The sequence below is a fragment of the Cohnella terricola genome (assembly GCF_007786475.1).
In the GTDB taxonomy this organism is placed as follows: domain Bacteria; phylum Bacillota; class Bacilli; order Paenibacillales; family Paenibacillaceae; genus Cohnella; species Cohnella terricola.
This window is the reverse complement of record NZ_VNJJ01000004.1, coordinates 152,975-170,986: the sequence shown is the minus strand read 5'-3', so window position 1 is coordinate 170,986 and position 18,012 is coordinate 152,975. Positions and strand designations below refer to the sequence as shown.

Annotated in this window: 16 protein-coding genes; 13 read left to right on the top strand and 3 right to left on the bottom strand. The window is 56.1% G+C overall.

Annotated features, from left to right (window positions below; translation table 11 throughout):
- The first annotated feature begins 9 nt into the window (after positions 1-9).
- From FPZ45_RS08755 to FPZ45_RS08720, 8 genes are all read left to right on the top strand, one after another.
- Positions 10-1,005 carry a DUF4432 family protein gene (locus tag FPZ45_RS08755; RefSeq protein ID WP_186438301.1) on the top strand — a complete coding sequence of 332 codons (996 nt, stop codon included), beginning with the start codon at positions 10-12 and terminating at the stop codon, positions 1,003-1,005.
- A gap of 78 nt (positions 1,006-1,083) precedes the next feature.
- A complete protein-coding gene (locus tag FPZ45_RS08750; RefSeq protein ID WP_246120383.1) occupies positions 1,084-2,856 on the top strand; it encodes a glycoside hydrolase family 36 protein in 1,773 nt (590 codons plus the stop codon).
- A 647-nt stretch (positions 2,857-3,503) separates the two neighbouring features.
- Positions 3,504-4,457, top strand: a complete 954-nt coding sequence (locus FPZ45_RS08745) for an ABC transporter permease (RefSeq protein ID WP_144700348.1) — start codon at positions 3,504-3,506, stop codon at positions 4,455-4,457.
- Positions 4,458-4,473: 16 nt separating this feature from the next.
- Entirely contained in the window at positions 4,474-5,349 is an 876-nt protein-coding gene (locus tag FPZ45_RS08740; RefSeq protein WP_144700346.1) for a carbohydrate ABC transporter permease, read from the top strand.
- A 73-nt stretch (positions 5,350-5,422) separates the two neighbouring features.
- Entirely contained in the window at positions 5,423-7,090 is a 1,668-nt protein-coding gene (locus tag FPZ45_RS08735) for an extracellular solute-binding protein (protein ID WP_144700344.1), read from the top strand.
- An 80-nt stretch (positions 7,091-7,170) separates the two neighbouring features.
- On the top strand, positions 7,171-9,033 hold the full coding sequence (locus FPZ45_RS08730; RefSeq protein ID WP_144700342.1) for a cache domain-containing sensor histidine kinase: 1,863 nt from the start codon (positions 7,171-7,173) through the stop codon (positions 9,031-9,033).
- A complete protein-coding gene (locus FPZ45_RS08725) occupies positions 9,026-9,832 on the top strand; it encodes a response regulator transcription factor (RefSeq protein ID WP_144700340.1) in 807 nt (268 codons plus the stop codon). Before FPZ45_RS08730 ends, FPZ45_RS08725 begins: the two co-directional genes overlap by 8 nt.
- Before the next feature lie 50 nt (positions 9,833-9,882).
- Positions 9,883-10,956: a glycoside hydrolase family 88 protein gene (locus FPZ45_RS08720; RefSeq protein WP_144700338.1), complete on the top strand. Its 1,074-nt coding sequence runs from the start codon at positions 9,883-9,885 to the stop codon at positions 10,954-10,956.
- Here the strand turns inward: FPZ45_RS08720 and FPZ45_RS08715 are convergent.
- Complete coding sequence (locus FPZ45_RS08715) at positions 10,953-11,876, bottom strand: AraC family transcriptional regulator (protein ID WP_144700336.1); 924 nt, start codon at positions 11,874-11,876, stop codon at positions 10,953-10,955. The two genes, FPZ45_RS08720 and FPZ45_RS08715, sit on opposite strands and share 4 nt — an antisense overlap.
- 179 nt (positions 11,877-12,055) lie before the next feature.
- Between FPZ45_RS08715 and FPZ45_RS08710 the strand changes: the two genes are divergently transcribed.
- The 3 genes from FPZ45_RS08710 (at position 12,056) to FPZ45_RS08700 (ending at position 14,557) form a co-directional block, all read left to right on the top strand.
- Positions 12,056-12,790 carry a ThuA domain-containing protein gene (locus FPZ45_RS08710; RefSeq protein WP_144700334.1) on the top strand — a complete coding sequence of 245 codons (735 nt, stop codon included), beginning with the start codon at positions 12,056-12,058 and terminating at the stop codon, positions 12,788-12,790.
- Positions 12,787-13,827, top strand: coding sequence for a Gfo/Idh/MocA family protein (locus FPZ45_RS08705; RefSeq protein ID WP_144700331.1), 1,041 nt, complete (start codon positions 12,787-12,789; stop codon positions 13,825-13,827). The genes FPZ45_RS08710 and FPZ45_RS08705 overlap by 4 nt, the downstream gene beginning before the upstream one ends.
- A gap of 172 nt (positions 13,828-13,999) precedes the next feature.
- Positions 14,000-14,557 (top strand): NUDIX hydrolase, encoded by a 558-nt coding sequence (locus FPZ45_RS08700; protein WP_144700329.1) that lies wholly within the window; start codon positions 14,000-14,002, stop codon positions 14,555-14,557.
- Positions 14,558-14,609: 52 nt separating this feature from the next.
- On the opposite strand, the gene FPZ45_RS08695 is transcribed toward FPZ45_RS08700, so the two are convergent.
- Positions 14,610-15,377 carry a TIM barrel protein gene (locus FPZ45_RS08695; protein WP_144700327.1) on the bottom strand — a complete coding sequence of 256 codons (768 nt, stop codon included), beginning with the start codon at positions 15,375-15,377 and terminating at the stop codon, positions 14,610-14,612.
- A 151-nt stretch (positions 15,378-15,528) separates the two neighbouring features.
- Between FPZ45_RS08695 and FPZ45_RS08690 the strand changes: the two genes are divergently transcribed.
- Together FPZ45_RS08690 and rnz are read left to right on the top strand one after the other, a co-directional pair.
- On the top strand, positions 15,529-16,119 hold the full coding sequence (locus FPZ45_RS08690) for a DoxX family membrane protein (RefSeq protein ID WP_144700325.1): 591 nt from the start codon (positions 15,529-15,531) through the stop codon (positions 16,117-16,119).
- A gap of 140 nt (positions 16,120-16,259) precedes the next feature.
- On the top strand, positions 16,260-17,189 hold the full coding sequence (gene rnz / locus FPZ45_RS08685) for a ribonuclease Z (protein WP_144700323.1): 930 nt from the start codon (positions 16,260-16,262) through the stop codon (positions 17,187-17,189).
- Positions 17,190-17,203: 14 nt separating this feature from the next.
- Here the strand turns inward: rnz and FPZ45_RS08680 are convergent, their stop codons facing one another.
- Positions 17,204-17,941 carry an RNA polymerase sigma factor gene (locus tag FPZ45_RS08680; RefSeq protein WP_144700321.1) on the bottom strand — a complete coding sequence of 246 codons (738 nt, stop codon included), beginning with the start codon at positions 17,939-17,941 and terminating at the stop codon, positions 17,204-17,206.
- Positions 17,942-18,012: the final 71 nt, after the last annotated feature.

Sequence of the window (18,012 nt, the reverse complement as noted above, 5' to 3'; positions counted from 1 at the left end):
AGAGTGAAAATGGGGAGATGCGGTTGCGAGGCCGAGGAAACGTTCGTAGAAGGGATCCGCGCGGTCCGGCTGGAGAACGAACGGCTGCGGGCGGTCGTCCTCGTCGGTAAAGGCACGGACGTCTGGGAACTAGTCTACAAGCCGCTGGAGACGGAGTTGCTGATGCGGACGGCCGCCGGGTTGAGCGGCTTGAGAGGAAGGGACTTGGCGCAAGACAGGCTCGTCCATTACGCCGAGGCTTATCCCGGCGGATGGCAGGAGATTATCCCGAACCGGGCTTTGTTCGATCGTGGCCAGGAAGAAGTAGGGGCGGACAAAGAAGGAGAGTCGGCCGGACTGCCCTGGGCGTATCGCGTCGATCACGCCGACGAGCGGGAGGTCGTCCTGCACTGCTGGGTCTCTCTTCCTTACGTTCCGCTTGCGGTAGAGAAAACGTTCGTTTTAAGGGCGGGGGAAAGCGCGTTGCGCATTACGGAACGGGTGGCGAACACGGGGGAACAAGCCGTTCGGTTCATCTGGACGCATCACCCGGCTTTCGGAAGTCCGCTCGTCGGCGAGAGGACGGAGGTGCTGCTTCCGGATGGATCCGTCGCATTTAACGTCCATCGTTACGAAGCGAATCGGGGCGATCCGCTTGCCGACTACGAAGAAGAAACTTCTTCCGTGACGCTGCCCGGCGGCGGCAATAAGGATCTCCGCCGCGTCGGTCCCATGGAGAAGGAAGGCGCGGGTTGTTATATGCCGATCAAATGTCCCGCCGTCGGGGAGGTCGGGCTTTACCAACCAGATCTAAATTTGAAGGTGCTGCTGGAATGGGATCGCGAGGCGTTTCCATGCGTACGGTACTGGTCGAATACCGGGGAAGGGATGTATACGGTGGCCTTGGAGCCGTCCAGCTCCTGGTTCTCCGATATCCGGGACTGCATTCGCCACGGGAACTGCATCGTTCTCGAGCCGGGGGAAGACCGGCGATTCTGGATCAACGTTCGTGCGGAACGGCCCTAGCGGGGGCCAAAGCGTAGGCAAGCCGCTAAGAGTTGCCTGAAACTCAACTATCCATCCCATCACGGAGGTATGAAAACGATGCTCGTCACAGCTCAATCTGTTCGTTATCTCTATCGATTATCCGGCTCCGACGGTCGCTTTCGCGCGACCCTAAGCGCGGAGTCGCCCGAAGAAGGCATCGACCTTGTGCGCGTCCGGATCGTAGCGGACTCCCCGGAGACTCCTCCAGCTCTCAAGTTAAGCTGGGAGCATCCGATCGTCGACGTCCAGGGCGTATGGCATCCGAACGCGTACCGCGAGCGCGGACTATCGCCGGATTGGGCAGGGGGTTATACGAGCCGCTCGACCCGTTCCGCGCCGGTCGTCTGCCTGTTCGGCGGCGACAATCACAGCCGGATGACGTTCGCGTTCTCGGATACGCTTCACACGATCGTCTGCAAAGCGGGGGTGAACGAAGAGGCGGCCGAATTCCATTGCTCGGTCTCATTGTTCGGGGAGCCGGAAGCTCCGCTGACGGAATACGAAGCGATCTTGCGGGTGGACTACCGCGACAGGGCTTATTACGATTGTCTGAACGATGTGCAAGCGTGGTGGAGCGGATTGCCGGGCTTGACGCCGTCGCCGGTTCCTCCCTCCGCCCGGGAACCGATGTATTCGACCTGGTACAGCTTTCACCAACGTCTGGATCCGGCCGCGATCGAAGAGCAGTGCCGCCTGGCCCGCGACCTGGGCTGCGCGGCCGTCATCGTGGACGACGGCTGGCAGACGGACGACAACGCACGAGGCTACGCCCATTGCGGGGACTGGGAAGCCAGTGCGGACAAAATCCCCGATATGAAAGCCCATGTTGAACGCGTTCATGCGCTCGGGATGAAGTATCTGCTCTGGTATTCCGTTCCGTATGTCGGCATGCACAGCAAAGCCTGGGACCGATTCCGCGACCGGATGCTATACGTCCTTCACGATAGGGGTTGGGGCGTCGTCGACCCGCGGTTCCCCGAAGTGCGGGAATACTTGATCGGCATTTACGAGCGGGCGATGCGCGACTGGAATCTGGACGGCTTCAAGCTGGATTTCGTCGACAGCTTTAATCTGCCCGACGGTACCGAGCCGAAGTTCGGAGAAGGTCGGGATTACGTCTCGGTGCCGGAAGCGGTCGACCGGCTGCTGTCCGACGTCATGGCCCGGCTCAGCGTTGCCAAGCCGGACGTGCTGATCGAATTCCGCCAGAGCTATAACGGGCCTTATATGCGCAAGTACGGGAACATGTTCAGAGCCGCGGATTGTCCGAACGATTCCGTGGAGAACCGGGTGCGTACTCTCGATATCCGGCTATTGAGCGGCCATACGGCAGCTCATTCGGACATGCTCATGTGGCATCCGAACGAGCCCGCGGAGAGCGCGGCGTTACAGCTGATCAATGTGCTGTTCTCGGTGCCGCAGATTTCCGTGCGGCTCGACCGGCTGCCCGCCGTCCACGCGAGGATGGCGGCTTATTGGCTCGGCTTCTGGAACGAGTGCAAGAGCACGCTTCTGGACGGCCGGCTGGAGCCCCATCATCCCGAGCTGCTCTATCCGCTCGTTATGGCGAGCGATGCGGACAGGCTGATCGCGGCGGTCTATCACCGGACGATCGTGCGGCTGGACCGCGAGTTGCCGACGGAAGTTCTATTGGTCAACGGAACCCGGGAAGAGGGAGCGTATATCGAATCGGACATGGACCGCGGAAGCCGGACGATGACGGTTCGGGATTGCCTGGGAACCGTCGTGCTTCGTTCGGAGCTGCGCTTGCTTCCGGGCGTTCATCGCCTTCCCGTTCCTCCATCTGGCACGGTTTCCCTCACAAGGTAAGGGATGGCCGGAGCTCGGGTTGTCTAGTAGCCGGTAGAACCGGACTTGCGCCTTCGGCGTCCGATAAGGACGCCGAAGGCTTATTCGTAAGCTGCTTCGAATTCGGTCCAAAGCGTCTCAGTGTGCCCGGATTTCGAAAAAAAAGCGATGCCGTAGTGCTTTGATATTTGAGCTAAATGTATTTTCTACACTTATTTTCCATCTGAATGCTCTCGATTTCGAGAGTAAATGCAAATATGCAGTTAATTCCTCCCTTGAATCCCCTCCATCGGCTTATGGGGCCGAAATAAATGTATTTATGCAGGTAATTTCCATTTTCGGGGCGACTAGAAAAAAATAGATGCACTTTTGCAGGTATTTCTTGTTCGGATGTAATGGGTCTATCTGGAGCGAAGTAGCTACGGATAGCGACCGCCAAAAGAGCGATTGACTTCGCTCATTCCGGTTTTGGCGACTGCTCCCATCCCGTTTTTATGTCCCCGCACATGCTGGGCTTAGCGACTGCACGTTTTCCCGTTTTCGCGACTTTTGCCGGGGATTATCGGACTTCGCTCCTGTTTTCGCTGATCTCGATTTCCGATAAGCTTAGTTTTGTAAGCACTTACAATTCGGAACAAAGAGAGAGGGCAATCGGAAGGAGAGAGAGAATGGAACTGATCGTCGGAAAAAAGAAGTCCGAGCGGGAGACGATGCCCGGGAGGACGATGCGGCGAATATGGAAGTTCAAATTACTGTACGTGCTGCTGCTGCCCGCATTCCTATGGGTGTTCCTGTTCGATTATCTCCCGCTCTATGGAATCAGTATCGCCTTTATGGATTACAACGTCATCAAGGGCTTCCCCGGAAGCGAGTGGGCGGGATTGAAGCATTTTCAAGCGCTGTTCGATTCGGAGATGTTCCGGAATGCCTTCCGGAATACGCTGATCATCAGCCTGTACAAAATGATCAGCGGTTTCCTCTGCCCGATCCTGTTGGCGCTCGCGCTGAACGAGATCCGCCGGGCATGGTTCAAGAAGACGCTGCAGACGGCCGTCTACTTGCCCAGATTCGTATCCTGGGTCGTCTACGGCGGCATCATTACGATCCTGCTCTCCCCGGAGACGGGACTCGTGAATAAAGTCGTCGAGCTGTTCGGCGGCAACCCGGCGTATTTGCTCGTCGAGCCGGCGTACTTCAGAACGATCCTCGTCGTCACTGACGCGATGAAAGAGATGGGCTGGGCCGCCATTATCTACATCGCGGCGATCGCGGGCCTTAATCCCGAAGTGTACGAGGCGGCTATCGTCGACGGAGCGACGCGATTTAAGCGGATTATTCACGTGACGCTGCCGGGCATCGCAGGCACGATTGTCGTTCTATTTATTCTGAGAGTCGGTTACGTCATGAGCGCCGGCTTGGATCAGGTCATCAATTTGTACAATCCAATGGTGTTCGAAGTGGGCGATATCCTCGACACCTACATCTACCGAGTCGGGATCGAGCAATTCAACTTGAGCCTGGCCGCCGCTGCGGACGTCATCAAAGGCGTGATCGGACTGGCGCTGGTACTGACCGCCAACCGCATCGCCAAACGGATCGATCCGGAATCCGGCATTTTCTGAGAAAGGACGGCGGAACATGAAGCTTACGAGAGGCGAGAACGTCTTCGTCACGACCAACTATATTGTGCTGACTCTGCTGACCTTGATCATTATTTTGCCGTTTTGGTACGTCATCTCGGTATCGATCACGCCTTACTCCATCTTCAGCGAGAAAAACGGGCTCGTGCTTTTCCCGTCTTCCGTCAGTTTTCAATATTACGATTATCTGCTGCAGAAAGGCTCGCTCATCTACGCCGCGTACGGCAATACCGTGCGGAATACGGTCGTGGGGGTGGTGCTGGCGCTGTTCCTGACAGCGACCGTCGCTTATGCGCTTTCCGAGAAGAAGCTCCCGGGCCGAAAAATCATCATTTTTTACTTCGTGTTCACGATGCTCTTCAAGGGAGGGCTCATACCGACCTATATTACGGTTAAGGAACTGGGCCTGCTGAATACGAACTACGTCCTTATCCTGATCATGGCGTTCAGCGCCTTTAATATGATCATCATGAAATCGTTCTTCGAGAGTCTTCCGGAAAGCTTGCGGGAATCGGCCGCCATCGACGGGGCGTCGGAAATCCGGGTTCTGATGAACATCGTCCTGCCGATCTCGATGCCGGTTATCGCTTCGGTCGGACTGCTCTATATGGTGGTGTATTGGAACGATTTCTTTAACGCTCTGCTCTATGTTACGGATTGGAATAAAGCGCCGGTACAGCTCGTGCTGCGCTCCATTATCGTCAGTTCCAGCCTTCCGCCGGAGCTGCTCGAGACGGCCGGGACGACTCCGCCGCCGACCATCGGTATCCAGATGGCCGCGATCGTGATTGTCGCCCTGCCGATGCTGATCGTATATCCGTTCGTGCAGAAGTTTTTCGACCAGGGTATGATGGTTGGCTCGGTGAAAGGGTAGCGACACCGTATTCCTTCAGGTTTATCCCCAAAAGGGTAAATATAGCAAGTCACTTAGAGGAGGTCATTCGTTCATGTCTCATCCGACAAAAAAACGGTCTTTCGGTTTGCTTGCGGCTTTCCTAGCCGGCAGCGTCGCGATCGCGGGTTGCGGCAACGGTAATAACGGCAATAACGGCAACGAGGCGTCGGGAAGTCCTTCGCCAAGCGTTTCGGCTTCGCCGAGTGCGTCGCCGGCTGAGTCTCCGTCCGTCGCGGCGGAGCCGTACGAGCTGAAATGGCTTAAAGCGCAAGATATTTCCGTACCGTTCGATCCGGCTAAAGACGTTGTCAAGCAAGCGATAGAGAACAAGCTGAACGTGAAAATCAGCCCTGAGATGGTCGACGTCCAGCAGTATAAGACGAAGCTGAACCTGAAGATGTCCAGCGGAGACATTCCCGACGTCGTGCGGATCGATTTCGCGGACGACTTCCAGAAGTACGCCCCACTCGGCGCGTTCGTCGACCTGACTGACCTGATCAACGAGAAGGACACGCCGAACATCATGAGAGAAGTGCCGAAGGAAGTGTTCGAGCAGGCTAAGGTGAACGGCAAAATCTACGGGATCCCCTATCAAGGCGGCCCGGGAGCTGGCTACCGGTGGGACCTAGTCATGCGAACCGACTATCTTCAGGAGATCAGCGCGGACGTTCCGCAGACGCTCGACGAGTACTATGAAGCACTCAAGAAGATCAAAGCGGCGAAACCGGGGGTCATTCCTCTTGGCGGTTACACGGCGCAGATCGGTCAGGTGAAGTACGCGAACAACTCCTTCGACAACGTGTTCGGAGCGTTCGGGGTTACGCCGGGATTTTTTACGGAAAATGACGGTAAGTTCAGCAATTACGATATAGACCCGAGAATGAAGGAAGCGCTGTTGTTCCTGCAAAAAATGTATAAGGAAGGCTTGATCGACAAGGAGTTTGCCACGATCAAGGAAGAGCAGCTTCGCGCCAAGCTGTTCAGCGGGAAGCTGTTCTCCTGGATGGGCTGGTGGTCGACGGCGAACGACTACGATACGCAAGTGGAGACGAACGAGCTGATCAAGGCCAAGAAGCTTGGCGCCGATGATAAGCTGGCAGATCAATCCAACGATCCGTTCAAATATTTGACGTTAACCGGCTCTATGGTTGGATCGGACGGAACGGCCGTCGCGCCGATGGGCGCCCCGTTCTCCCAAATGACTGCGATTAGCGCGAAGACGAAAGATCCGAAGAAAGTGCTGGCGATCATCGAGGAGTCCCTGTCCCCGGAAAATCAAATGCTTACCGTCTGGGGCATCGAAGGGGAGGATTACTCGCTGGAGAACGGCAAGATGACGGTCGCGACCGATCTGCTCGATCCGAAAACGAAGCAGGACAAGAACGGCAACTACCGTGGCGTACAAAGCTACCTGTTCGCGCCGGGGTTGAAGGGCTGGCCTCGTTATCTGGAATCTTTGCCACTTCGTTTCTCGCAAGCGCTGGATGTCGCGATTAATAATAAGTTCCAGATTACGGACGCGTCCAATTACTTGGATTCGCCGACGAAGGTCGCCAAGCTGGTCGAACTGAACACGATGCGCGATTCCGTCTTTACGCAGATCATTATGGGCGGCGACATCTCCAAGTTCGACGAATTCGTAGAGAAGTGGAAATCGCAAGGCGGCAATCAAATTCTGAGCGAGCTTGAGGAATCGTTCAAGGTGAAAGCCGGCCGATAATCGAAGTCTATCTATAAGCCCCCGCCTCCGAATCAGCCGAGGCGGGGGTTCGGGCCTATCGAGGGGAAGGAGCGGGAAGCATGATCGCGCGAGCACGCAAAAAAAAGGAAAGTTCAAGGCTGTTGACCCGGCTCAGCGTTCCGGTTTTCGCACTGATCGTTGCGATCGTCGTGTTATTCTCGGCGGCGGCCAGTTACCTTCTCATTCGGCTCCAGAACGACCATACGCTCAAGATGGCGGACCAATCGCTCAAATTCGTACACCGGAACATCCGCTACCAATTCGAAACGATGAACAACGTGGCCGCTTACGTAATGTCCAACCCGTCGATCGACGGACTGCTGGAAAGCAAAACCCGCGAAGCCTACGAAGGAGTCGACGATTTTTTCGCTTTGCGGACGAATCTGGAAAATCTGTCGCTGCTCTCGCTTCTTAACGATTTTGGATCGGGCAACGCGGTCGCGACTTCTTACGCGGTCTCACTCGCATTAAGGCCGGCAAGCGGCCTCTACGGCATGGCGACGAGCCGCTTCGATCCGATTCCCGGTATTTATAAGGACGACGATTTGCAACAAGAGGTTTGGTACCGGAATCTGATCCAGGGGGATCGGAAAACCGTCTGGTGGGGGCAGAAAACGGGCAGCTCCGGCACGGCGATGATTTACTCCGCAAGAATGAAAACCAGCATCAAGGACGGCCGGGACGTTGGAATCGTCATCGTCGGCGCCAATACAGGTAGCATTCGAAGTGTTTTCGACAATGCGCCGATCGAGAATGGCTACCATTTGCTTCTGGACGAGAATGATCAGGTCATTTACAGCGAGAAATACGGCTTCCTCGATTTCGTCGGCGATTTGCCTTACGTCGAGCAACTGCAAGGGCAGAGAGGTTCTTCGGTCGAGAAAATCGACGGAGAGAAGCACCGGGTCATGTTCGAAACGTTCGAGAACGGATGGAAGCTGTTGACTGTCGTCCCCGAAAGCCACTTCAGCCAGTACACGTTCGCGATCTCGGCCATCGGCGCGGCGACCGCCATCGTCGCTTTGATGATCGCGGGTTTCGTTTTCCGGAGAATCGTCGTTCGGGTCACCGTGCCGCTGACGAGGCTCGTCTCGGCGATGCATCGGCCGGAAGTGTTAGAGTTCAAGGAGGCGTTGCCGGAGCAGAGATCGGGTATATACGAAGTGGATGAGCTCGGACTGAAATTCTCGACGATGCTCGTCGCGATGCGCGATTTGATCGAGAAGTCTTTCGCTGAGGAGATGGACCGCAAGCAGCTTCAACTGGATCTGCTTCAAGCCCGGATCAATCCCCATTTTCTATACAATACGCTGGATCTGATCAACTGCCGCGCGATAATGGCCGGAGACCGCGAAGCAAGCCAGATCGTCCGCTCATTGGCGAACGTGTTTCGTTACAACCTGAACCGGGGGGAGACGTGGATTACGTTGGAGGACGAGATCAAGCAGGTCGAAGCGTATCTGGGCATTCAGCAGATGATGATGGACCGGCTGGGAATGGAATTCCGGATTCCGGAGCCGCTTTTGTCCGCCTCGATCGTACATTTCTCGCTTCAGCCGCTTGTAGAGAACGCCATCGTCCATGGGTTTTCCGACAGCAGCGGAGACTGCAAGATCGAGATCAGCGCCGAGCGGGAGGAAGACGTGCTCGTTCTTCGCGTGCGGGACAACGGCAAAGGCTGCGACGCTGCAGAGAGGAATCAATGGCTGAACGAACATAACGGAAGCGGCGGGGAGCGGACGGAGGACGGACGTCGTTCGGGGTATGGAACGCTGAACGTGCACCGGCGAATCCAGCTTCATTGCGGCGAGGCCTATGGATTGAAGTACATCGATTCGATTGAAGGCGCTTGCGTGGAGGTGCGGCTGCCTTATCGGCAGGAAATCGGACAACGAAGCAAGGAGGCAGCGGCCTATGTATAAAATGCTGATCGCGGAAGATGTAAGAACGGTGCGGGAAACGCTCGTTCATGCTATCCCTTGGGCGAAGATGGGCGTTTCGCTGATCGGCGCCGTCGGCAACGGCGAGGAAGCGCTCGCCCGGCTCAAAGACGAAGACGCGGACTTGCTGCTGACCGATATCGGAATGCCCAAGATGAATGGACTTGAGCTGATCGAAGCCGCCCAAGCGGGCAATCCGGACATCCGTTGCATCATTTTGTCCGGCTTAAGCGAGTTCGAGCACGCGAGGAAGGCGATTCGGCTGCAGGTGACGGATTACGTCCTAAAGCCGGTGGACCCCGCCGAGATCGAACGCGTCGTGTCGAACGCCGTTAAGGAGATCGGACAGGAACGGCAATCCGCCGGGAGAGAGGACCATCCGTCGAGTCAGAATGAGGAGAAGCTTCCCCATCTGGCCGACCTGCTACCGCCCGGGGAAGAGGGCGGCAACTTGAAGAAGAAAAAACTGGTCGATCAGGCCGTCGGATACGTGCGCCGGAATTACGCGCGGAGAGAGCTGTCGTTATCGGACGTCGCCGCCGAGGTCGGACTCAGCGAGAAGTATATGAACCTGCTCGTCAAGGAAGTGACCGGTTCGACGATTAACCATTTAATCATTCGGTTTCGCATGGAAGAAGCGGCGAGGCTGCTGAAGGACCCTGCGGTCCGGATTTACGAAATCTGCGATTCGGTCGGTTATGCGGATTTGGACCATTTTCGGGAGAGCTTCAAGAAGCAGCACGGATTAACGCCGACGGAATACCGCAACCGTTATTCATGAGTCGGCGATAGAGAGAAAGACAGTTAAATCGCGGGAAGAAGGGAAAGAGATTGAATCGTAGCGAAGCCGCCGAGACGGCGAAACGGGTATACCGATATATGATGCATAGCGAGTCTAATGAATGGGGTCGTCACGAATGGGCCGATTGGGCGATGAACGTCGACCGCTGGGATTGGAACGCAGGAGTTGGCCTAATCGCTGCTGGGGAATATGGAACCGCTGCAAGCGAGGACGGAATCATGAGGGAAATCGCGGAATGGGTCGACAGAAACCGGAAACGGTCCGAGGGCGTCGAAGTAATCAACGAGATGGCTCCGTTCGCCGTGTTCCCTTCATTATACCGCGCCACGGGATTGGCGTATTATCGAGATGAAGCGGAGAGCGTAGCGCTCCGGATGATGGAACGCTCTCCGCGAACGAGAAACGGGGCATTCGAGCATACGGTGACGGAGAACGCGATCTTCCGCGAGCAGATTTGGGCGGACACAGTGTTCGTGGCCGTGCTTTTCTTGGCTCGCACGGCTCGGCTGCTGTCGGATCGACGAATGGCGGAAGAGGCTTTAAGGCAAGTTCGTCTTCACCTGAACGTTCTGCAGGATGAAGATACGGGGCTGTTGTATCACGGCTGGAACTGCGAGACCGAAGATTGGATGTCGGCGGCAAGATGGAATCGGGCGAACGCTTGGAACGTCTGCGCCGTGCCGATGATCTTGGAGGAAACGAAAGGGCTGTGCGAAAGCTCCGAGACGCTAGAGGAGATCGCCCGTCGATACGTCAGGCTGATCGAAGCGGTCGCCACCCGCCAGAATCCAAGCGGCCTGTGGCCGACCGTGCTCGACCGGCCGGATTTCTACGAGGAGACGTCAGGCTCCGCAGGTCTGGCTTGCGGAATCTACAAAGCGGTCCGGCTCGGACTCGTTCCGGCCGGAATGAAAGCTTGCGCCGATCGGGCGGTGCCGGCCGTCATCCGGAAAATCGCGGCCACCGGCGCCGTGGACGGCGTGTCCGGCGGCACCCCCGTACTCGAGAGCGTCGAAGCCTACGATCGGGTGCCGGTGTTCCCGACATTATACGGCCAGGGCTTGACCCTGATGCTGCTGGCGGAAGCGGCGGTCTCCGCTTAGCCCGCGGGCTCCTTTAGCCGCTCCCTGAATTGCTTAGGGGAGCAGCCGTTCATGCGGCGGAACATCTCATAGAAGTGGCCGAGGTTGGAGATGCCGACCGAATCGGCAATCTCGGCGATGCTGATATCGCTTGTCAGCAGCTGCTGCTCGGCTTTCTTGATCCGCTTGTAGACGACGAAGTCCGTGAAGGACATGCCGACGGCTTTTTTGAACATTTTGATAAAGTGGGTATAGCTCATATTGAGAAGTCTGCTGGCGTCCGCGACGGACAATTTCTCGCCCAGGTTCCGTTCCACGTAATCCATGGCGGGTTGAATGCGGTCAAGCAGACGATTGTCGGTATAGTTCAGTTGCAGTCGCGAATCATTCCGCAGGAGAAGCAGCAATATGCTTTTGATCCGCGAAGAGACGGCAAGCTCGTATCCGAGTTTGCCGTCGTTCATTTCCCGATAGATTTCGCGAATGAGGACGGCGGTTTGTTCCCGAACTTCCCGGTTTTCATGATATATATAATTCAGCGAGCTTAACGGACGAATCACTTCCGAGAAATGCTGCATGCTGCTCACCGTGCTGAGATCCCAATATTTGCGCAGATCGATCTGGAAGACGATCCGGGTAGCGTCGCCCTCCAACGTCTGCATGGTCATATGGGGTTCAGAAGATCCGAACAAGGCGATGTCGTCAGCGCGCAGCACGAACTGATCGTCGGGGCAGAACGCGGTAATCTCGCCTTGGAGAACGAGCAGAAATTCCACTTCCTCGTGGTAATGCCAATCGTGGAATTCTTTTTGCTTCCAATTCTGCTCGGCTTTCTGCAGCAATTCTCTGGGAGCGTGGCTCTCCGAATCGATCTGCCAGATGCGTATCGCCAAGAAGGGATTCTGATAGAAAACCTGCTCGTGCAGTATTTCCGGGTACATGAATCTTGCTCCTCATGATAAAAGATTGCGACAGGATCGCGTAAGATTATATTAGCATAGCTGTATGATTGAATATACTAGATGACAGAATACCGTAAGAAATGAATTCAATTGGGAATCGATTACAGGGTTTCTGTAGAATAGAATGAAGAGGAATTCAATGTAAGGGAGAATCTGGGATGAGCCAATCGATCAACGTTACAATTTGGAATGAATACCGACATGAGAAAACGAATGAAAAGGTCGCTTCCGTCTATCCGCAGGGCATGCATGCGGCGATTGCCGAAGGTCTCGACGTCGACGGAAAAGTAACGGTGGCTACGCTGGACGATCCGGAGCACGGCCTTACGGAAGAAGTATTGAACGGCACCGACGTCCTGATCTGGTGGGGGCACATGGCTCACGGCGAAGTCCGGGACGAGATCGTGGAACGGGTACATCAACGCGTTCTGCGCGGCATGGGGCTGATCGTGCTGCATTCGGGCCATTTTTCGAAAATATTCAAAAAACTGATGGGCACCTCCTGCGACCTGAAATGGCGCGAGGCGGACGAGAAGGAACGGATCTGGGTCGTGAATCCGGGCCATCCGATCGCCGACGGCATCGGCGAGTACATCGAGCTTCCGAAGGAAGAAATGTACGGCGAGCATTTCGATATCCCGCAGCCGGACGAGCTTGTCATGGTCAGTTGGTTCGAAGGCGGCGAAGTGTTCCGCAGCGGCTGCTGCTACACGCGCGGCATGGGCAAAATCTTCTACTTCCGTCCGGGTCACGAGACTTACCCGACGTATTATAACCCGCAGGTTCGCAAGGTGATTTCCAACGCGGTAAAATGGGCCGCGCCTGTCGACCGTGACTATCCGCGGTATGGAAACGCGAAACCTCTGGAGACGATCAAGGAGAAACAACAATGACCTTAAAAGTAGGCGTCGTCGGCACCGGCGGCATATTCAAAAACGCGCATCTGCCCGGCTGGCTGTCCTCTAACGAAGTGGAAATCGTCGCTTTCTGCGATGCGTTCCGCGCTTCCGCCGAGGCAGCGGCCAAAGATTTTCCGGGCACGAAGGTATACGACGATTACCGCGAGCTGATCGCGGACCCGTCGGTCGATATCATCGGCATCAGCACGCCGAACCTGTACCATTCGGAGATCGCCATCGCCGCGCTGCGGCAAGGCAAGCACGTCTTCTGCGAGAAGCCGGATGCGATCAATCCGCTCGAAGCGCAGAAAATGGCGGACGCCGCCCGCGAGTCGGGCAAGCTGCTGATGACGATGCGCAACAACCGGTTCAGCGAAGAAGCGAAGTTCGCCAAGCGAATCATCGACAAAGGGGAGCTAGGCGACCTGTACATGGGCCGCTGCGGCTGGATTCGCCGCCGGGGCATCCCTGGCCGCGGCGGATGGTTTACGACGAAGGCGTTGTCAGGCGGCGGACCGCTGATCGATCTCGGCGTGCATATGATCGATATGGCGATGTGGCTGGCGGGCAATCCGAAGCCGGTTACCGTCTCGGGTTCGACTTACCGCAAGTTCGCCGACCGTCCGGACGCTTCGGGCCGAGTTCCGGAAGGCACGTTCGACGTGGAAGATTTGGCAGCGGGATTCATTCGTTTCGATAACGGAGCGTCTCTGCAGATCGAGTTCAGTTGGGCTTCCAACGTAGAGGAAGAGAAGAAGTTCCTTGAATGGCGAGGCACTGAGGGCGGCTTTAGTCTCGTGAACGATAAGCTAAGTCTGTTCACCGAGAACGAAGGCGCGCTGATCGACCAGAAGCCGCATTTCACGGCAGCGAAGATTCCGCAGCATACCGCGAACATTCAGCATTTTATCGGTTGCGTGCTCGGCCGCGAGAAGCCGATCATTACGCCGGAGCACGGCGTCGATATGATCAAGATTTTGTGCGCGATCTACGAGTCCGCCGAACGCGGCAGGGAGATCGTGTTGGAATAGAAGACGGGGATTCCCCGGATTAAAGATGAGAAACCTCCTGTATCGGGAGGTTTCTTGGCGTTGCCGCCCGAAACAGGGAGCGAATTTAGGCAGATCTATTGTCTCCTGGGCGCCGTAGGAGTATAAATGTACTATTGAAAGATTCAACAACGATAAAGCGCGGGTGACCTCTGTGGAAGTTAATTATTGTTCGTCCTGCGGCGGCGAGATGGAGACGCGGGATGTTGACGGGACTCCGAGAAGAGCCTGCACGCAATGCAGTTTCGTACATTGGGGCAATTACAGTATCGGAGTGGGCGCGCTTGTCGTCAGAGAGGACAAGGTGCTGCTCGTTCGCCGGGCGCAAGAGCCGGGCAAAGGATATTGGACGAATCCGGGCGGTTACATCGAACAGTTGGAACCGATCGAAGAGACGATCGTACGGGAAGTGGCGGAGGAGAGTGGAATCGAGGCCAAGGTGAAAGGAATTGTGGCTTTGCGCGATCAACCGCGAAGCGTTCATAATGTATATGTCGCTTTCGAGATGGATTACGTGGGCGGAGAACCGGTCCCGGACGATAACGAGGTGGACGCCGCGGGGTTCTACACCCTCGAAGAGATGGCGGCGATGAACGTTGCGCCGTTTACGACATGGTTGGTTGACGTAGCGCTGCGCGGCAAGTCGGCCGGGCTTGCAGCCGATCGTGATCCCGTTGTTCCGCTTAACGGATACGGACTGTTCAGAGCGTGAATGTGGAATAAGAAGCCGTCATCCCTTGTAGTAGGGTGTCGGCTTCTATCATTTAGATTACTTGTGACAAAATATCCGTTTTGAATCCGGCGATCGCTTCGTCCGTGTCGATCGTATACCCGCATTCCAGGCCGACGAATCCGGTAAATCCGGTGTTCTTAATGGCGCGCAAAATATGGACGTAGTTCAGTTCGCCCGTTCCAGGCTGCATGCGTCCCGGATTGTCCGCGATATGGTAATGGTTGATTCGGTCGGCGTAACCCGTCGCGTTGCGGATAACGTTGCCTTCCGTAATCTGCTGATGATAGACGTCGAACACGAGCTTGACGTTCGGGCTCCCGACCTGATCGATGACTTCAACGGATTCATCCGACCGCTGCAGGAAGTGACCGGCGTGATCGACCAGCCCGTTGAGCGGCTCCACTTCCAACACGATGCCGGCTTCCTCGAACAAAGGCGCGCATTGTTTGAGCGTCTCGACCATCGTCTGCCGCTGCTTGTCCCGGGACAAGCCTTCGATCTCGTTGCCCGTCTGGGAAATGACCGAGCGCACTCCGAGAATTCGGCAAGCCTCGATCGTCTGACGAGCGCCTTCCAGATAAGCGTCGCGCAGCGATTCGTCGACGAGGCTAATGAACTTCGTGCAGACCGCGCTCAGGCCGACGCCGATTCTTTCTTGCTCCGCAGCCAACTTTTTCAGATCGCCCAGATCCCACCAGGCGTAATATTCAAGTCCTTGGAAACCGTGCTCTTTTACTTTTTCCAGATGATAGATGACGTCCTTGCCCGGATAGGCTCCGATGCACAAAGAAAATTTCATGCGGAATCAAGCTCCTTTCAGGTCGTCCCCATTGTAGTCCAAGACGAGGAAAAAATACATAGCCAAAATACGCGGGGTAAATGTGAAGTAGTTTACAGTTTGGGGATTTCGTTTATGATAGTCTTTGAAAGGATTATTCCAATATTAGGAGATGAGTAAAGTGACGATCAAGGACGAATTGAGAGGCAAAAATATCATCATCCCCGATAATCCGGTATCGAACTTTCTGTTTAACAACACGAGGTCGGGATTGCTGTGGCTGGTCATACGACTTTATCTGGGATACGCTTGGTTAAACGCCGGTTGGCACAAGGTCACGAGCGATGCATGGGTCGGCGAAAATGCGGGAGCGGGCTTGAGCGGATTCGTGAAGGGCGCGATCGGCAAAGCGGAGAGCGGGAAGGACGTAACGGGCTGGTACGCGTCGTTCTTGGAAAATACCGTACTACCGAACGCCAAAGTGTTTTCTTATGTGGTCGCTTTCGGGGAAGTGTTGGTCGGACTCGGTCTTATTCTCGGCTTATTGACAGGTATTGCCGCATTTTTCGGCGCATTCATGAACGCGAGCTTCCTGTTCGCGGGAACGTTGAGCACGAATCCGCTGCTCTTCATTCTCGCCACTTGGATCGTTCTGGGCTGGAAGGTCGCAGGCTGGTACGGATTGGATAGATGGGCGCTGCCGCTTCTCGGGACGCCTTGGGGCAAACGCAAGAACTCGACGGACCAGCCGATCGCCGGCTAACGCCGTTATCATTATAATGAAGAGAGCTCACTTAACGGGCTCTCTTCTTCGTTTATTAGGGATGAATCGCCGGGAGAGTGGAGATCTCGGTCGGTTAAAAGAAGAAGATCCGGTCAAAGCTGTTCGCAGGAGGTGCGGGTATGGAATTATGGTTTATGGGAACGGGCGCGGGCATGCCGATAAAGGAAAGAAACGTTACATCCGTGGCGCTGAGCTTGCAGAGGAGAAGAGGAACGTTCTGGTTGTTCGACTGCGGAGAGGGGACGCAGCATCGGCTGCTTCATTCTCCGCTTCGACTAAGCCGAATGGAGAAATTGTTCGTAACTCATCTGCACGGGGATCACGTATACGGCATTCCGGGACTGCTGAGCAGCCGCTCTTCCCTCGGCGGGACCGATCCGCTTCAGGTCTACGGTCCTCCGGGGCTGCGGGAGCTGATCGAAAGCTCGCTGAGAATTACCGGAACGCATTTGGATTATCCGCTTGAGATTAAGGAAATCGAACCCGGGCCAATTGTCGTGGACGGCGATTTCACCGTCGAGGCGGCGCACCTCGATCACCGAATCGAGTGTTTCGGATATCGCGTGTCCGAGCGTCCGCGCGGGGGGAAGTTAAACGTCGAGCTGCTTGCGGAGCTGGGCGTTCCGGCGGGACCTGCCTATGGAGAATTGAAGAAGGGCCGCGACATCGTGCTCGAGGACGGCAGAACGATCCGCTCCGTGGATGTGCTTGGCGCACCGCTCCCGGGGAGAATCGTGGCGATTATGGGCGATACCCGGCCGACCGCTGGCGCCGTTGCTTTAGCAAGAGGGGCGGATCTTCTCGTGCACGAAGCGACGTTCGGGGACGATTTGGCCGGGAAGGCGGAGCTTTACGGCCACTCCACTTCGGTGCAAGCGGCAGAGATCGCGTTTGCGGCGGGAGTGGAGAGGCTGCTTCTTACCCACTTCAGCTCCAGGTACAAGACGGAGGATCTAGCGGAATTGGAAGCGCAGGCGAGAGCCATCTTCCCGCATACGGATGCCGCGGTAGAACTTGTTCCCTATACAGTCTTCGGATTGCCGCGATAGGAGTAGGCCGCTTATTACGCGACGAGAAACGAGGAAAGCAAGGAACCGTAACTTGTTCCTCTTCGGCGCTGAGCCGAGACGGTTTGCAGCCTTCCGGAGTGGAGGATGCCGATAGCGGAAGCGGGTGCGGATTCGATCCGCAGGGCAAGCTCGATCATAGCTGTGATGTCCCCGGCTTGATACGCGGCCGCGATCGTTCGCAGGTAAGCCTTCAGTCCGGGCTCGTCGTCGGCAGAGGAACCGCCGGTCTCCAGCTCTTCCTTCACGAGCGGAAGGCTTTTTCTCGCCCGATGCAAGGCGGCCTTCACGGCGCCTTCCGTCGTGCTCAGCAGCGCCGCAGCATCCGCGCTGGAGTAGCCCAGCACTTCTCTGAGCAGAAATATGGCTCGCTGCAATGGCGGAAGATGAATCGCAAGCGCGCGGAAAGCCGCCTCGATCCCGAGAAGGCCGTGATCGGGCTTGTCGGCTTCCGGCAGCGTGTCGTTTAAGATTTGCGAAAGCTTGCCGGAACGCCGCCTGCGATCGATCCAGGCGTTTTTGGCGATTCTCAGCAAATAGGCTTCCGGATTCGGATGTTGGGCGAACCGTGAGCCGTCTAAAGCTTTCAGCCAAGCATCCTGAACCAAATCGTCGGCATCCCAGGCAGATTCGGCAAGCGTTAAGCAATACTTGCGCAGCGCTGCTTGGAGCCGTTCGAAGCTCCCGGCCGTAACGCTGTCTGCTGACTCCAAAGTATCCGCATAGTTGCTCATTGTCGACTTTCCCTCCTTCGGGCAAGAGATCTCCCTGCTATCGTAAACGAACGAACCGGACGAAAAGATAC

Excerpts from the sequence above, each read along its gene's own strand:
- FPZ45_RS08755 (WP_186438301.1), top strand. The coding sequence starts at position 10 with ATGGGGAGATGCGGTTGCGAGGCCGAGGAAACGTTCGTAGAAGGGATC.
- FPZ45_RS08750 (WP_246120383.1), top strand. The coding sequence starts at position 1,084 with ATGCTCGTCACAGCTCAATCTGTTCGTTATCTCTATCGATTATCCGGC.
- FPZ45_RS08745 (WP_144700348.1), top strand. The coding sequence starts at position 3,504 with ATGGAACTGATCGTCGGAAAAAAGAAGTCCGAGCGGGAGACGATGCCC.
- FPZ45_RS08740 (WP_144700346.1), top strand. The coding sequence starts at position 4,474 with ATGAAGCTTACGAGAGGCGAGAACGTCTTCGTCACGACCAACTATATT.
- FPZ45_RS08735 (WP_144700344.1), top strand. The coding sequence starts at position 5,423 with ATGTCTCATCCGACAAAAAAACGGTCTTTCGGTTTGCTTGCGGCTTTC.
- FPZ45_RS08730 (WP_144700342.1), top strand. The coding sequence starts at position 7,171 with ATGATCGCGCGAGCACGCAAAAAAAAGGAAAGTTCAAGGCTGTTGACC.
- FPZ45_RS08725 (WP_144700340.1), top strand. The coding sequence starts at position 9,026 with ATGTATAAAATGCTGATCGCGGAAGATGTAAGAACGGTGCGGGAAACG.
- FPZ45_RS08715 (WP_144700336.1), bottom strand. The coding sequence starts at position 11,876 with ATGTACCCGGAAATACTGCACGAGCAGGTTTTCTATCAGAATCCCTTC.
- FPZ45_RS08710 (WP_144700334.1), top strand. The coding sequence starts at position 12,056 with ATGAGCCAATCGATCAACGTTACAATTTGGAATGAATACCGACATGAG.
- FPZ45_RS08705 (WP_144700331.1), top strand. The coding sequence starts at position 12,787 with ATGACCTTAAAAGTAGGCGTCGTCGGCACCGGCGGCATATTCAAAAAC.
- FPZ45_RS08695 (WP_144700327.1), bottom strand. The coding sequence starts at position 15,377 with ATGAAATTTTCTTTGTGCATCGGAGCCTATCCGGGCAAGGACGTCATC.
- FPZ45_RS08690 (WP_144700325.1), top strand. The coding sequence starts at position 15,529 with ATGAGTAAAGTGACGATCAAGGACGAATTGAGAGGCAAAAATATCATC.
- rnz (WP_144700323.1), top strand. The coding sequence starts at position 16,260 with ATGGAATTATGGTTTATGGGAACGGGCGCGGGCATGCCGATAAAGGAA.
- FPZ45_RS08680 (WP_144700321.1), bottom strand. The coding sequence starts at position 17,941 with ATGAGCAACTATGCGGATACTTTGGAGTCAGCAGACAGCGTTACGGCC.